At 41.4% G+C, this 15857-nt stretch carries 17 protein-coding genes; 2 read left to right on the forward strand and 15 right to left on the reverse strand.

Annotated features, from left to right (window positions below):
* Positions 1 to 38: 38 nt before the first annotated feature.
* From CWM22_08125 to ligA, 15 genes are all read right to left on the reverse strand, one after another.
* The gene (locus CWM22_08125) at positions 39 to 1589 is read right to left on the reverse strand and encodes a glucuronide permease (protein AUC91862.1); all 1551 of its coding nucleotides are present in this window, start codon (positions 1587 to 1589) and stop codon (positions 39 to 41) included.
* Between the two features lie 185 nt (positions 1590 to 1774).
* Positions 1775 to 2614, reverse strand: coding sequence for a DNA/RNA non-specific endonuclease (locus CWM22_08130; protein AUC91863.1), 840 nt, complete (start codon positions 2612 to 2614; stop codon positions 1775 to 1777).
* A 29-nt stretch (positions 2615 to 2643) separates the two neighbouring features.
* Positions 2644 to 2835, reverse strand: coding sequence for a DNA-directed RNA polymerase subunit beta (locus CWM22_08135; GenBank protein ID AUC91864.1), 192 nt, complete (start codon positions 2833 to 2835; stop codon positions 2644 to 2646).
* A complete protein-coding gene (murA, locus tag CWM22_08140; GenBank protein AUC91865.1) occupies positions 2828 to 4111 on the reverse strand; it encodes a UDP-N-acetylglucosamine 1-carboxyvinyltransferase in 1284 nt (427 codons plus the stop codon). The genes CWM22_08135 and murA overlap by 8 nt, the downstream gene beginning before the upstream one ends.
* A gap of 23 nt (positions 4112 to 4134) precedes the next feature.
* Positions 4135 to 4359: a hypothetical protein gene (locus CWM22_08145; GenBank protein ID AUC92868.1), complete on the reverse strand. Its 225-nt coding sequence runs from the start codon at positions 4357 to 4359 to the stop codon at positions 4135 to 4137.
* A gap of 59 nt (positions 4360 to 4418) precedes the next feature.
* Positions 4419 to 4835 carry an ATP synthase epsilon chain gene (locus CWM22_08150; GenBank protein ID AUC91866.1) on the reverse strand — a complete coding sequence of 139 codons (417 nt, stop codon included), beginning with the start codon at positions 4833 to 4835 and terminating at the stop codon, positions 4419 to 4421.
* A 9-nt stretch (positions 4836 to 4844) separates the two neighbouring features.
* Positions 4845 to 6251: a F0F1 ATP synthase subunit beta gene (gene atpD, locus CWM22_08155; GenBank protein ID AUC91867.1), complete on the reverse strand. Its 1407-nt coding sequence runs from the start codon at positions 6249 to 6251 to the stop codon at positions 4845 to 4847.
* A 19-nt stretch (positions 6252 to 6270) separates the two neighbouring features.
* The gene (locus tag CWM22_08160) at positions 6271 to 7149 is read right to left on the reverse strand and encodes an ATP synthase subunit gamma (GenBank protein ID AUC91868.1); all 879 of its coding nucleotides are present in this window, start codon (positions 7147 to 7149) and stop codon (positions 6271 to 6273) included.
* Positions 7150 to 7160: 11 nt separating this feature from the next.
* The gene (locus CWM22_08165; protein ID AUC91869.1) at positions 7161 to 8663 is read right to left on the reverse strand and encodes an ATP synthase subunit alpha; all 1503 of its coding nucleotides are present in this window, start codon (positions 8661 to 8663) and stop codon (positions 7161 to 7163) included.
* Between the two features lie 14 nt (positions 8664 to 8677).
* Positions 8678 to 9217: a F0F1 ATP synthase subunit delta gene (locus tag CWM22_08170; protein ID AUC91870.1), complete on the reverse strand. Its 540-nt coding sequence runs from the start codon at positions 9215 to 9217 to the stop codon at positions 8678 to 8680.
* Positions 9218 to 9724: an ATP synthase F0 subunit B gene (gene atpF / locus CWM22_08175; GenBank protein AUC91871.1), complete on the reverse strand. Its 507-nt coding sequence runs from the start codon at positions 9722 to 9724 to the stop codon at positions 9218 to 9220.
* Between the two features lie 17 nt (positions 9725 to 9741).
* Positions 9742 to 10458 (reverse strand): F0F1 ATP synthase subunit A, encoded by a 717-nt coding sequence (locus tag CWM22_08180; GenBank protein AUC91872.1) that lies wholly within the window; start codon positions 10456 to 10458, stop codon positions 9742 to 9744.
* Between the two features lie 36 nt (positions 10459 to 10494).
* A complete protein-coding gene (locus tag CWM22_08185; protein ID AUC91873.1) occupies positions 10495 to 10695 on the reverse strand; it encodes a F0F1 ATP synthase subunit C in 201 nt (66 codons plus the stop codon).
* 136 nt (positions 10696 to 10831) lie between these two features.
* Positions 10832 to 11875, reverse strand: a complete 1044-nt coding sequence (locus CWM22_08190; GenBank protein ID AUC91874.1) for a diacylglycerol kinase — start codon at positions 11873 to 11875, stop codon at positions 10832 to 10834.
* A gap of 10 nt (positions 11876 to 11885) precedes the next feature.
* A complete protein-coding gene (ligA, locus tag CWM22_08195) occupies positions 11886 to 13844 on the reverse strand; it encodes a DNA ligase (GenBank protein ID AUC91875.1) in 1959 nt (652 codons plus the stop codon).
* A 270-nt stretch (positions 13845 to 14114) separates the two neighbouring features.
* Between ligA and CWM22_08200 the strand changes: the two genes are divergently transcribed.
* Positions 14115 to 15020 carry a hypothetical protein gene (locus CWM22_08200; protein ID AUC91876.1) on the forward strand — a complete coding sequence of 302 codons (906 nt, stop codon included), beginning with the start codon at positions 14115 to 14117 and terminating at the stop codon, positions 15018 to 15020.
* The gene (locus CWM22_08205) at positions 15017 to 15832 is read left to right on the forward strand and encodes a TIGR03943 family protein (protein ID AUC91877.1); all 816 of its coding nucleotides are present in this window, start codon (positions 15017 to 15019) and stop codon (positions 15830 to 15832) included. The genes CWM22_08200 and CWM22_08205 overlap by 4 nt, the downstream gene beginning before the upstream one ends.
* Positions 15833 to 15857: the final 25 nt, after the last annotated feature.

Raw genomic sequence — 15857 nt, forward strand, 5'->3', positions numbered from 1 at the left:
GCTGGAATCCTCCAACTAGGTCAGTTTTTCGATATTAGTTACTCATCGTACTGGTCAACCTTATATTGAGTTACATCTACATAATCCATATCAGATAATGGAACATTTTTCGCGATTGCACGCACACGTTCTTCATCTTTTGCCGCTTTCATAACATGGATTTTCTCTTGAATACGTGCCATTTCTTCACGGTCTAGTTTGTAGAATTTCATCAAGAACAAGGATAGACTCAAAACTACTACTGGAATCACTGTCAATAGGACAATCAATGCCATTCTCAAATCTATAGAGAAGGCTGTTTCAACGGTTGGGTATTCTTTGCCAAATCCAATAGCTGCTAATACAAAACCAACCACCATCGGAGCAAATGAAGAAGCAATCGAGTCCGTCAATGAGAAGATAGTCCCAATCATTCCTGACAAGTAACGACCAGATACTGAAGTTTCATAGTCTGTAATATCTGCACCCATGGTCAATACCAAACCAGATGGAGCACTAGATGCGTAGCGAGCAATGATATAAACTACAAAGAAACCGATTGTGTAGAGATTCCAATTTGTCAAATTCAACATTCCAGGTTCAGCAGAAAGAAGCATAACAGCAAGAATAATCAAACCTGTAATTCCCAGTTGAAGGGCCGTTACATATGCAAATCGCAAACCTTTCCGACGAGCCAATTGCGCTGCACCAACTGTTACAAGAATACCTGGCAAAATCAAAAGCATAGACATTTTTCCAGAAAGAGCATAGTCACCGAAGATAATACCATACAGCATAACCCCGATAACGGAATCACCAAACAGTTGGGCAACAAATTTTACAAAGGCTGCAGAAATTGAAAGAACCTGCAAAGGTTTGTTTCCTTTGATGACTTTCCAGTAATCCTTCAACTTCGTTTCTTGTGTCTTCTCACCAAGACCAAAGTATTTCTTATTGTCTTTCTCCCAAATACCGATAATAGCAAGAATACCCAGTACAGCTGAAATTATTACTACACCAAGGAATAACTCTTGAAAGAATCCCGGGGTAAACCCACCATGTTTTGGAACCAAGGTTCCTGACACGACCACTTGGCTACCTGTCATCAATACAGTTGTGGCTATACCATCAACAATGTTAAAGATTGGACGTTGCTTTGGATCATTAGTAAGCGCAACTTGTCCTGCTTTTGTAATCGTCTGTTGAAGTGAATATCCAATTTTATGGATAATCAAAACAAGGATGAATAGAGGAAGACGGAGACTCTCGCTAACTCCACTTAAACCTAACATCATAAAAAGAGAAGCTGCTGTAATGATATTCCCCAAAACCAAGATAGGACGATATTTACCAAACTTAGTATCCGTTTTATCAATGATAACTCCAATTGACGGATCGATGAATCCATCGAAGATACGAATATATCCCATGAGCTGACTAACAAATAGGGCTGCCAGTCCAAGTACACCTGTCGATAAATAAGTCACGAAAGTGAAGGCAACTAGGTAAATGTTGGTTGATGAATTATTCATCGCAAACAATATAATCTGCCATAGCTTGGCTTTGTTATACGTAACGTCTTCGACACGTTTCTCAACATGTTTTTCCATCGGAAAGTCCTCCTAAATTTTTCTACGACAAAGTCGTAAGCGTTTTCTATAATTATATTCTAATATTCGTCTGATGATTTGTCAACAGTTTTTGTAAATATTTTTAATTATACGCAAAAAAAGACGATTTTACGTGAAAATCGTCTGATATATTTGATTTGGCGAGAGAGAATTCGTCTGACTATTTATTGATTTACTGCAATTTCTCCACTATGATAGTTGATACTGAGACCGCTCTGCACATTTGGAACGAACACATTGAACTCTAGGCTACCATCTGCTGCTTTTGCCTCTAGATGGCTTCCGACTGGAACCAAATCATCCTCATCAGCATAAATCAAGGTCACGCGGTAACGAACACGTTTGTTCTTATCCAAAGCTTTACGAACTTGACTCTCAAAATAGTTTTGCCCCGTCGAATCCTCAGCCCTTGCCTGATTGGACCAAGCTGTTTGAACTGCAATATTCTTAGGATTGCTGGTTGAAGCATCAAAGCCTTTTAAACCACCAATCAAGGCATAGCCCAGCAGATGCCCCCTATCAATCGCATGATCATAGGATCCATCCAAATCCTGTACCTGATGCCAGCCAGGTGGAGTCCATGAAGTCGAACCATTTCCTGTTTCTTCACGACTCTTATACTGTCGCGTTGATTTGGCTAAAAGGGCATTTGCCACTGTTGGAACCGTTTCTCCCTGCACAGTCTTTGTCTTATTATCCGCATAGAGCTTACTAGAGACTGAAGCATCTAAATCAGTCTTATTTCCGTTGATGATAAAAGCACCCGCTCCATTCCAGTCAATCGAATTCCCCAGTTGCTTTTTTACATCTTCTGTCAATACAGAACTAGCCAGTTCCTGACTAGGTGTGCTCTCGCTTGCCTTAGACTGATTGACATAATAGGAATAATTAGCAACGTTACTGCTCTTGTTATCACTTAAAAGATAACCACCCGCTACTACAACAATCGTAGCCAATAAGCTGAGCAGACTCATCGCTTGTTTTTTTACATTTTTCTTCGCCATTTTCTCTCCATCAAAAAAGCAGGTCCAGCCTACTTTCCTGTAAATTTACCGATTAGTTCTTGCCACTTAGCTGGTGACAACACCGCAAATACATTGTCTCCATCTCCTATGACACCGTAACCAACCATTAATCCTAAAATAAACACCAAAATAGCAATCAACAAAACAACTGCTACTAAGATTAAATTTTTACCAACATAGCTAAGATTATCCTTATCCATTTTCATCTTCTCCACTCACACGTTCAATCGTTGCACCTAAAGCAGCTAATTTCTCATGAAAACGATAGTAACCTCGGTCCAAGTGGGTTAATTTACCAACAACGGTCTCGCCTTCTGCAACTAAACCAGCTAAAATCAAGGCGGCACTAGCCCGCAAATCCGTTGACATAACTGGTGCTCCCTGTAAGGCTTTCCCACCTGTAATAATAGCTGTATCCCGTAAAATCTCCGCATGCAAGTCCATCCGGCGCATTTCTTCTAAATGCTGGAAACGATTCTCAAATACTGTTTCAATCATGGTTGACTCACCTTTTGCAACTGCCATAAGGGCTGTAAATTGAGCCTGCATATCCGTTGGGAATCCTGGGTGTGGCAAAGTTTTTACGGTAACAGGTTTAAGTTTATCCACTTGCGAACGCACCCGTATCCCCTCAGCTTCTTCCGTCACCTCAACTCCCATTTCCAACATCTTAGAAATGAGTGGACGGTTGTGCTCCCAGACAGCGTCCTTGACCAAGACATCTCCACCAGTCATGGCCGCAGCCACCATAAAGGTTCCTGCTTCAATACGGTCTTGAACAACTTGGTGTGCAGCTCCATGCAGCTGGTCAACACCTGTAATGGTAATGGTTTCTGTACCTGCCCCCTTGACCTTGGCACCCATTTTATTGAGGAAAATTGCCAAGTCAACGATTTCTGGTTCCCGCGCAGCATTTTCCAAAACAGTCGTACCTTGAGCAAGCGTTGCAGCCATCATTAAGTTTTGCGTAGCCCCAACACTTGGGAAATCAAGATAAATATGGGCTCCCTGTAATTTCTCTGCACTCGCCTCAATGTAACCCGCACGTTGCTTAATCTTGGCACCAAGTGCCTGTAAACCCTTCAAATGCAAATCAATCGGACGGCTACCAATTGTACAACCTCCTGGCATAGAAACCTTAGCATAACCATTGCGTGCCAAAATCGGACCAAGAATAACAATAGAAGCCCGCATCTGACTTACATACTTATAAGGTGTTTCATTGCCAAGACGACCTGTCGCATCAATGTCAATAGTCTTGCTATCTTCGTCAAAATTCACACGAACTCCCAGACCACGTACAACATTATTCATTGTATAGACATCAGACAAAATAGGAACCTGAGTCAATTTGGTTTGCCCTTGACTTGCTAGAACTGTTGCTGCCAATAAAGGCAGAACGGCATTCTTTGCCCCCTCAATCTCAACCTGTCCCTTCAAACCGTTTTTACTACCTGTAACAATAATTGTATCCATTTCTTATCCTTTTCTTACTTAAATCACATATTTGCAAAAGAGCGTCCCACCATCAACAATTCTAAAAAGAAAGTCGAGACCAAGTATCCCAGTGCTATTGCCAGAAAGAGAATCAGCAAATTGATTTTACGCTGATTGCCCCCAGTCACCTTCAACCACCGCGACCAATCAACTGTTGTAACCAAGAGATGATGAGCCAGATAGATAAACAATATATGACTAAAAAACTGTAAAATTGAAATTACCATGTTTCCATTATACCATGAAATTAAAAAATGGAACTGAACCAAGTTCAATCCCATATATATTAATGTTTCCCGACACGAATACGATTTATCGCACGTTGGAGGGCGACTGTTGCACGCATCTCCATATCAATATTACGAGCAGTCTGTGCTTCTTCCAATTCACGTTCCGCGCGCAATTTGGCACGTTCCGCACGACTAATATCAATATCCCGTTCCCGCTCAGCGGAGTCAGAAATGACCGTAATAATATCCTTGTTGACTTCAATGATTCCACCATTGACCGCAATCCAGTCTACATGGTTTTCATCATCAACACGACGCACTTTCATTTCACCGATTTCCAAAACTGCAATCAGTTCTTCATGTCCAGAATAGACACCCATCTCACCATCAACCGTTTTGACCAAAACAAATGCTGCATGATGGTCATATTTGATACCGTCTGGTGTTACGATTTGTACAGTCATTTGTCCCATAAGCCACCTCTAGAATTTCATTTTAGCAGCTTTAGCGACCACATCCTCGATTGAACCGACATTTCGGAAGGCATCTTCTGGTAGATGGTCGTGTTTGCCGTCCAAGATTTCCTTAAAGCCTTTCACCGTTTCAGCTACTGGCACATAAGAACCTGGCATACCTGTAAATTGCTCCGCAACGTTGAAGTTTTGAGAGAGGAAGAATTGGATACGACGAGCGCGACCAACCAAGGTCTTCTCTTCATCTGACAATTCATCCATACCGAGAATGGCAATAATATCTTGCAATTCTTGGTAACGTTGAAGGACACGTTTTACTTCCATAGCTACTGCATAGTGCTCTTCACCAACGATTTGTGGAGCAAGTGCACGTGATGACGAAGCCAATGGATCCACCGCAGGGTAGATACCAAGCTGAGTCAACTTACGTTCCAAGTTGGTAGTCGAGTCCAAATGAGCGAAGGCTGTCGCTGGAGCTGGGTCTGTATAGTCATCCGCAGGTACGTAAATAGCCTGAATAGATGTAACAGAACCCTTCTTGGTTGAGGTAATACGCTCCTGCAATTGTCCCATCTCAGTTGCAAGTGTCGGCTGATAACCAACGGCTGATGGCATACGACCCAAGAGGGCAGACACTTCTGAACCAGCCTGCGTGAAACGGAAGATATTATCGATGAACAGAAGAACATCCTGCCCTTCCACATCACGGAAGTATTCCGCAATGGTCAAACCAGTAAGAGCAACACGCATACGAGCTCCTGGTGGCTCATTCATCTGACCAAATACCATGGCCGTTTTTTCAATAACACCTGATTCTTTCATTTCCCAGTAAAGATCGTTCCCTTCACGGGTACGCTCGCCAACTCCGGTAAATACAGAGATACCACCGTGTTCTTGGGCAATATTGTGAATCAATTCTTGGATAAGGACGGTTTTACCAACACCGGCACCACCGAAGAGACCAACCTTACCACCTTTTAGATAAGGTGCTAGGAGGTCGATAACCTTAATCCCTGTTTCCAAAATTTCGCTTGAAGTAGATAATTCGTCAAAAGCCGGCGCTTTCTTATGGATAGGCTCACGTTCAAAATCTGCCGGAAAAGGCTCTTCAAGGTCAATGGTATCTCCCAACACATTGAAGACACGACCCAGCGTTTCTTTACCGACTGGAACAGAGATGGGACGACCTGTATCGAGAACTTCCATCCCACGTGTCAATCCATCCGTTGATTCCATGGCAATGGTCCGTACAACGCCATCACCAAGTTCCAAAGCCACTTCAAGCACGACTTTTTGTTTGGAATCATCATTTTTATATACAACGAGTGCGTTGTTAATCTCAGGAAGTTTATCTTCTGCTGCAAACGCAACGTCTACAACTGGTCCGACAACCTGAGTAATTTTGCCTGAACTCATTCTATTTCCTCTATTTCTATTACTCAAGGGCTGAGGCACCAGCTACAATCTCAGTAATTTCCTGAGTAATCGCTGCCTGACGAGCCCTATTGTATTGGATTGTCAAATCGTTAATGACATTCTTAGCATTATCCGTCGCTGTCTGCATGGCTGTCATACCTGCTGCATTTTCAGCAGTTTTGGCATCCAAAATCGCTCCATAAATAGTTGATTCTGCATATTGAGTCAAGAGTTGTTCCAAAATAACCTCACGGTTTGGTTCCAACTCAAAGGTAGCTGTATAACCATCTGCTTCATTGTGGTCCAAATCTTCTACAGGAAGCATCTGTTGTACACGCACCTGACTGGTCAAACTATTGACATGGTGGTTATAACAAACATACAACTCATCAAAGAGTTCATTCTTGTACATCTCAACAGACTTAGAAATGATTTTTTGAACCTCTTCAAAACTTGGGTTGTCTGCTAAACCACGCAATTCAAAGACAGGATTGATACCACGGGCACGGAAGAAATCAGCTCCCATACTACCAATAGCAATAATCTCATACTCATCTTTTGAGTCATGGTCCTGTTCAATCATTCCCATCACAGCCTTCAAAATACTGGAATTATAAGAACCTTTTAGTCCACTGTCAGAGGTAATGACAATATAACCAGATTTTTGAACTGGACGACGAATCAGCATTGGATTGCTTGTATCTGAAGCCATCAATTCTCCACGCAAGAGATCCGTTGTAATCTGACGAACCTTACTAGCGTAGATCTGAAAGGATTGCGCTAATTGCTCTGATTTGGCTAGTTTAGAAGCCGAAACCATCTGCATGGCACCGGTGATTTGACTGGTTTTCTTAGTAGATGCAATTTTTGACTTGATTTCATTTAGAGAACCTGCCATTATTCACTCCTTTACTTAAAGACAGACTGGTCTTTGAAAGCTTGGATAGCAGCATTCAATTCATCTGTATCAGGAAGATCTTTTGTTGTACGAATAACATCCAAAAGACCATCGTAGTGCAAATCAAAATATGCGTACAGTTCTTCTTCAAATGCCAAAATATCATCAATTGGCACTGAATCCAAGAAGCCATTTGTCAAAGCATACAAAATCAAAACCTGTTTTTCAACTGGAAGTGGCTTATGCAATGGTTGTTTCAACACTTCCACAGTCCGACGACCACGGTTGAGTTTGGCCTGAGTTGCTGCATCCAAATCCGAACCAAATTGAGTAAAGGCTTCTAATTCACGGTATGAAGCCAAATCGATACGAAGGGTACCTGCAACCTTTTTCATGGCCTTAATCTGTGCAGAGCCACCTACACGTGATACAGAAGAACCCGCATCAATGGCTGGACGGATACCAGAGTTGAATAAATCGTCCTTCAAGAAGATTTGTCCATCCGTGATTGAAATCACGTTGGTCGCGATGTAAGCTGAAATATCTCCCGCTTGTGTTTCGATAAATGGTAGAGCTGTAATGGAGCCACCGCCCAATTCATCTGAAACCTTCGCTGAACGCTCAAGCAAGCGACTGTGCAAGTAGAATACATCCCCTGGATAGGCTTCACGACCCGGAGGACGACGAAGCAAGAGAGATAATTCACGGTAAGCTACCGCTTGTTTTGACAAATCATCGTAAACAATCAAGACGTGTTTGCCTTCATACATGAACTCTTCTGCCATCGCAACACCAGCATAAGGAGCCAAAAAAAGCAATGGAGACGGTTGTGAAGCAGACGCAGTTACTACGATTGTGTAATCCAAAGCACCATATTGACGAAGGGTTTCAACCTGAGTACGAACAGTTGACTCTTTCTGACCGATAGCCACATAGATACAAATCATGTCTTGGCCTTTTTGGTTGAGAATAGCATCGATAGCTACAGACGTCTTCCCTGTCTGACGGTCACCGATAATCAATTCACGCTGACCCCGACCAATCGGAACCAAAGCGTCAATAGCCTTAAGACCAGTTTGAAGCGGTTCATTAACCGACTTACGTTGCATAACACCTGGTGCTGGATATTCAATCGGACGAGTCTTACTAGTACGAATTTCACCAAGACCATCTACAGGTTGACCAAGTGGGTTGATGACACGACCAATCAAAGCCGAACCAACTGGTACTTCCATAATTTTACCAGTACGACGAACAACTGATCCTTCACGAATATCGGTAAATTGTCCGAGAATGATGATACCAACATCGTTGGTTTCTAAGTTTTGTGCCATACCAATGGTGCCATTTTCAAATACCAAAAGCTCTCCACTCATGGCATTGTCAAGACCTTGCGCACGGGCGATACCGTCACCGATATAGGTTACGACACCAGTCTCTGTGTAGTCAAAGTCAGGCTGAAAGCCTTCAATTTGTTGTTTTAGTAAAGCGCTAATTTCTTGTGCATTAATCAAAAGAACACCACTTTCTATTTTCTAAAGTTTTTTCTAACGTCCTTCAACTGTGTCCGAACGCTTGCATCGATTACCTTATGGTTAACCGTTACAATAAAACCACCGAGGAGACTTTGATCAAGTTCTTCCGTGATATTGCGTACACGCAAGGAAAATCGTTGTTCTACCAAGTGACGGAGACGCTCTTTTTGAGCTTCTGTCAACGGATAGACTGAAACCACACGGGCTTCAAATTCATTTTTAAATTTACTGATTTGTAATTGGACACGCTCAAGGGTTTCAAGAAGCAAGTCTGCATGACCATCACGAATAACATCTTCAATCAAGTCATTGATTTGCCAGAAACTAGATTGACGTACCGTCCTTACAAAATCAGCCTTTTCTTCTCTCGATACTGTCGCTGACAGCAAGAGTCGATTCAGCTTACTATCATGAATGATGGAAATCAAGTCAGAAATCTGGTCATACATATCCCAAATATCTGCATGATCACTGACTTTTTCAACAAATGATAGAGCATATTTTTGCACGATGGCATTTTCTCTAGCGTTCATCTACTTGTCTCCTAGTTTGTCCAAATAACGGTCAATCAAGTTACTATGAGCTTGTTGGTCCAAATCTTCCAAAATAATTTTGCTTGCAAGATCAACTGCCAATTCAGCAACTTGAACGCGCAAGTTTTCTTGTGCCTCACGTTTTTCAGCTTCAATTTCCATTGTCGCTTTTGTTTTTAGAGCTTGAGCCTCAACTTCAGCTTGTTCTAAAATTCGTTTTTTCTCTAGTTTTGCACGTTCAACCGCATCTTGAATAATCTTTTGACTTTCGATACGTCCCTGTACCAACTCATCTTCACGTTGTTGAACAAGGTTTGCTGCTGCTGTTAATTTTTCTTCTGCAGCATCAATATCGTTCGCAATCTTATTGGCACGTTCTTCAAAAATACCTGTAATTTTATCCCATGCAAAAACACGAATAAGAATAATAAGTACTGCAAATGAGACTGTTACCAAGATAAAGTTTCCAAGAATGGTACTAGATTGCATTGTAATAGTTGTTGCCATAGTTGTCTTTCCCTTTCCTATTCACTCTCACTACTGATTTTTTTATTTAAGTACATAGATACCAACATGATAAATACATATCCCTGCAAGCATGAAATGAATACAGAAAATGCTGTCCAAACAACGTTCAGAGCAAAGGCAATTGGATATGCAAGTGCACTTTGTTGAGATAATTGTAGAAGAAGAGAGACAAGCACTTCACCAGCATAAATGTTACCGTACAGACGAAGAGCAAGCGACACAAGGTTGGTCACTTCTTCCAAAATGTTCATTGGAGCCATAGCCCAGGGTGTCACAAAAGATTTGAGGTATGCCTTGAAACCGCGACGACGAATACCCTCAACATGACAAAATACTGTTGCAATTGTTGCCAAACCGAAATCGTAAGCCATATTGGCCGTTGGAGAAGTCCACAAATTATGTCCTTCTGCTGTTTCCAATTTGGTCATCAAACCTAGATTATTGGCAACCAAAAGAAAAGTAAAGACTGTAAAGAAGAACAAGGAATACCGCTTTGCTTCCGCATCGCCAAGATTCCCTTTTGTAAAATTGATGGTCAATTCGTAAACGTACTCCAAAACATTCTGTTTTCCTTTAGGCTTGAGCTCCATCCGACGACTAGCCCAAAAAACAAGTAAGAAAATAATGGAAATGGTAATGACAGAAACCAATACCATGGTCAGGTCAAAGGTTACGGGACCAAGGGTAAGGGTTGGACTTAAATGTTCTTCCAATGGAGGTTCCCCCCTTTTCTATTTCTCTATTTTCTACTATTTCAAGACAAATGTCATAGCCAAGGTTACGAAGAAAGTTCCCTCGATAAAGGCAACACCCAAAAATACACCAGCCATCAATTTACTTTGCATTTCTGGTTGACGTGCAGTCGAACTAAGGTATGAAGCCACCAACAGTCCCTCACCGATACTTACACCAAGACAGGCCAATCCAAGGGCCAATGCGCCTAAACTCATAACGAATTCTCCTTTTAAAATTTAATACCATGTAAGGATACTCCTAAAACATCTATTTGTCAAGAAAATACCGCCATTGTAAGCGTTTAATTCGTTTTTGTAAAATAAAAAGAAAAGAGTATTTCATCTTTTCTTCCTATTTAATAGCTTCATCAATATGGTCTGTTTCTTCAATGAATCGTTTGGCCATATCTTCTCGATTCATCTGATCAGTATCAAGAGTGATTGCATGGTCAGAAACCAGATCTGTATCTGCGAAAAACTCTATATGGTTTGATAGGTTGTACAGACGAACAGGGGCTTCCCCACCAAACTCTCCATCTAGATTGAGCAGTAGGCGGTTATCTGGGTTCAGATTTTCGATGGATAGGCTCTTTGTTTTTATGTATTCAACTAAATCACTCTCAATGTGTTTGCCACCATCTAAGACTTGACGAATCAGATGTAGAATTTCAAATAAATTCCCTGTTTTAACCATCAATAAGGTAAAATTACCATCATCTAACTTAGCATCGGGAACAATCTGTTCAAAACCTCCAATTGAATTGGTTAAAGCGACAAAAATCATTGAAACCGAGCCTTCAAATACTCCCTCGTCATGCTCTACACGAACAGGTGTAAATTGTACTTGTGGCAGGAGTTCTGCTCCTTTTACTACATAGGCCAAATAGCCAAACATGGTCTTAAGTTGACTGGGAACACTGTAGGTCAACTCCGTAAGTGTACCTGCCGCAGCAATGTTGATAAAATAATGTTCTTGATGAAAACCATTTTTTTGATTTTTGGCTAAACCAATATCCATTAAAATGGTCTGCTGCTTACCGATAACCTTAGCTGCTTCTACAGGATTTCCCCTAGGCACTTTTAAGGCACGCGCATAGTCATTGGTGGTGCCAGTCGGTATGATGGCCATCTGCGGACGTTTTTCAAGCGGAGCAATTCCATTGACGACTTCATTGATTGTTCCATCTCCACCAGCCGCGATAATCAAGTCAAAGCCTGCAAGCGCCGCACGTGTAGCTTCATTCTTTGCAGAGTCTTTCTCAGCAGTTGTTTGGAAAGCTGAAGTCTCATAACCATAGCCTTCCAAAATTTCCAATACTTCGGCCACATTTTTCTTCATGATTTCTTGACCTGAGGTCGGATTATATATTAGTCTAGCACGTTTTCTTTCTTCCATCGTTTTACCTTTACAAGCTCTCTAACCAAGCCTCATCTTTAATTTCGATACCTAGCTCCTGTGCTTTAGTCAATTTACTGCCTGCATCTGTTCCGGCAACTACAAGATTAGTTTTTTTAGAAACAGATCCCGCTACATTTGCCCCTAAAGCTTCTAATTTGGCTTTGGCTTCGTTTCGTTTCATTCGCTCCAATTTACCAGTCAGTACAACTGTCATACCCGATAGTGTAGCATTTTCATCTACTACTTGTCCGAGATAGGTTAAGTTTACCTTAGCTTCCTTAAGTTCGGCTAAAAGTTGTTGCGCACCCTCACTAGCAAAAAAAGTTGTCAAAGACTTAGCAATAACCTGACCAAGACCTTCTAGCGAAGCAATTGCTTCTTGATCAGCAAATGCTAGAGTTTCTAAATCACCAAATTTTTCTACTAAAATCTTACTTGCCTTACTACCTACATGGCGAATACCTAGTCCAAATAGGAGGCGTTCTGCTGAGTTGCTCTTAGAAGTTTGAATGGCTTGATAGAGCTTGTCAGCTGATTTTTCTTTGAAACCTTCCAAGGTCAATAGGTCATCAACAGTTAATTTATAAATATCAGCAACATCGTGTACCAAGCCTGCTCCAAAGAGTTTTTCAACGATTGAAGACCCTAGTCCTGCGATGTTCATGGCATCCCGACTTGCAAAATGTTCCAACTTACTCATCAGCTGGCTAGGACAAATAGGGTTGATACAGCGGAGGGCAACTTCGTCCTCATAGTGTTGTAGGTCGCTCTGACAAGACGGACAATGACTAGGAATGGGCATGATTTCTTGCTCTTTTCGATACTTGTCCACCACTTTCAGAACTGCTGGAATAATATCTCCCGCCTTATAAACAATGACCGTATCGCCAATACGAATATCTTTTTCGGCGATATAGTCTACGTTGTGCAAGGTCGCTCGACTGACAGTCGTTCCTGCCAGTTGAACAGGACTAAGATTGGCAGTTGGTGTCACAACACCTGTTCGGCCAACAGTCCAATCAACCGACAAGATTTCTGCTTCTTTTTCCTCAGCTGGAAACTTGTAAGCTACTGCCCATCGAGGCGCTTTAACTGTAAATCCTAGTTCTTCTTGTATAGCTAAATCATTTACCTTGATGACAACACCATCTATCTCATAGGGTAAATCATCTCTACGCTCTGCTATTTTTTCAATAAAATCCCACGTGTCATCAATCGACTCCGCCAAGCAATATTCATGGTTGGTCACAAATCCCAGAGCATCCAGTTTTTCAAGCACTTGTGACTGGCTGGTCGCTTCAGAGGGGCTTGCCTCTTGGTAGAGGAAGGTAGCGAGACCACGCTGGGCCACCACTCCCGTATCAAGCTGGCGGAGGGTCCCTGCTGCTGCATTACGCGGATTAGCAAATTCAGCTTCACCAGCCTCCTGACGCTGTTTGTTAACACGGTCAAAGGAAGCCTTTGGCATATAACACTCACCTCGGACAGTAATGTCCACAGCTTCGGGTAAGGTCAAAGGAATATCAGCCACTCGTTTGAGATTTTCTGTGATATTTTCACCGACACTACCGTCACCACGTGTAGCACCCACGACTAGATTGCCCGCTTCATAGGTCAGGGAAATAGACAGACCATCAATCTTCAATTCACAGATATACGTTGCTTGAGGAAATTCCTTGCGAACTCGCTGGTCAAAAGCTTCTAACTCTTCACGAGAAAAGGCATCCTGCAAACTAAAAAGTGGATAAACATGACTATATTTTTCAAATCCGTCTAACACCTTTCCCCCGACCCGATGGGTAGGACTATCTGGTAAAATCAGTTCTGGATGAGCCGTTTCTAGCTCTACTAATTCACGATAAAGCGTATCATATTCTGAATCTGATACGCTAGGTTGGTCCAATTGATAATACTCTTTAGCGTATTGATTGAGCACGCTAACTAATTCTGATATTCTTGTTTTCATAAGAATATTATATCATGATTTGAGGATGCGAACTATATTTGCGCTTCAATAAAAACAGATTCCTTTAGATAATTTTTAGTAAAAAATGTATAATGTGTATATAAAATTTTTGGAGGTGCCCTATGGCTGTAACCTATAAACGACAAGATGATTTAGAAAAGATGCTGGAAGAATTTGCTTCATTTGAAAAATTGGAAGAAATTGAGTATCCAGATCCAAAATCAAAAGAACATTCCGAGAAAAACAACTTGAATCAGGATAAAAAATAATATGTTTGGTCTTGATCAATTACCTACCTCCGTCCTACAGGCGGGGGCTATTTTCCTGTCTATCATGATTGAAGCCTTGCCTTTTGTTTTGATTGGAGCATTGATTTCTGGCTTCATTGATGTGTTTATAACACCAGATAAGGTTCGTAAACTCTTACCCAAAAACAAGTTTCTTGCCATTCTATTTGGAACCTTTATCGGCTTCATTTTTCCGTCTTGCGAATGTGGTATTGTCCCTATTGTCAATCGGCTATTAGAGAAAAAAGTGCCGAGTTACACTGCTGTTCCCTTTTTAGTAACGGCGCCTGTCATTAATCCTATCGTCCTTTTTGCAACCTTTACCGCTTTTGGCAATTCCCTACTTTTCGCCCTCTATAGAGCCCTAGGAGCCATCATTGTATCCCTAGTATTGGGAATCATTCTTGGTTTTTTCGTAAAAGGACAAATTCTTAAAGGAAGCAAGTTTGACCATCACCAGCATGATTATTCAGATAAAACCAGCTGGCAAAAAGTTGGCTTCGCACTTATTCATGCCATTGATGAATTTTTTGATACGGGACGTTACCTAGTCTTTGGTTGTCTATTTGCCAGTCTCGTACAAGTCTATATTCCAACTGCTGTCCTGACTACCATCGGTCACAGTCCATTAACAGCTATTATACTGATGATGTTGCTGGCCTTTCTTCTTTCCCTATGTTCTGAAGCCGATGCCTTTATTGGTGCATCCCTACTATCCAGCTTCGGATTCGCCCCAGTAATGGCTTTCTTAGTTATCGGACCCATGGTGGATGTTAAAAACTTGCTCATGATGAAACATTATTTCAAGGGAAAATTTATAGCCGGTTTTATCATTACTATCACTCTCGTTATTTTGGGATATAGTCTGATACTTGGAGGTGTAGTATGATTCGTTTTTTAATTCTTGCAGGCTATTTTGAGATGACCATGTATCTCTATATTTCTGGAAAATTAGACCAATACATCAATCTACACTATAGCTATCTAGCCTATCTATCCATGATTTTATCTTTCATACTTGCCATCGTACAATTGTATGTCTGGGTAAAAGAAATTCGAGTACATAGCCATTTAAAAAGCAAAATTGCCAAACTATCAAGCATTGGACTATTGCTCATTCCTCTTGCTATAGCCTGGCTCTTTCCTACGGTCAGCCTGGATTCAACAACTGTTGCTGCCAAGGGCTATCATTTCCCACTAGCAGCAGAAAACGATGCTAATACACAAAACCAAGAAGGGACGACTGTTCAGTATCTCAAGCCTGATACTTCTATTTATTTTACAAAATCTGCCTATCAAAACCAGATGCGTGAAATTGCTGATAGATACTTGGCTGAAGAAACCATTGTCGTTACTAATGAAAACTATATGGAAGTGATGGAAGCAATCTACGACTATCCTACGGAATTTTCAGGAAAAACGATTGAAATGATTGGATTTGTCTACAATGACCCTGACAATAGCCAGCAATTTTTCCTTTTCCGCTTTGGTATTATTCACTGCATTGCTGATTCTGGGGTATATGGCTTACTCTCTACGGGGGCTACCACAGAATTTCCTAACAATACTTGGGTAAAAGCCAGAGGAACAGTCAAGGTTTCCTACCACACATCGTTGAAACAAAATCTCCCAACACTTGAATTACAATCGATGGTTCAGATTGAACAGCCAGATTCCCCGTATGTCTACCGTGTTTTCTAATAATCCCAACTCAAAAAGTGAATTT

Source organism: Streptococcus suis (assembly GCA_002831545.1).
Lineage (GTDB): Bacteria > Bacillota > Bacilli > Lactobacillales > Streptococcaceae > Streptococcus > Streptococcus suis_P.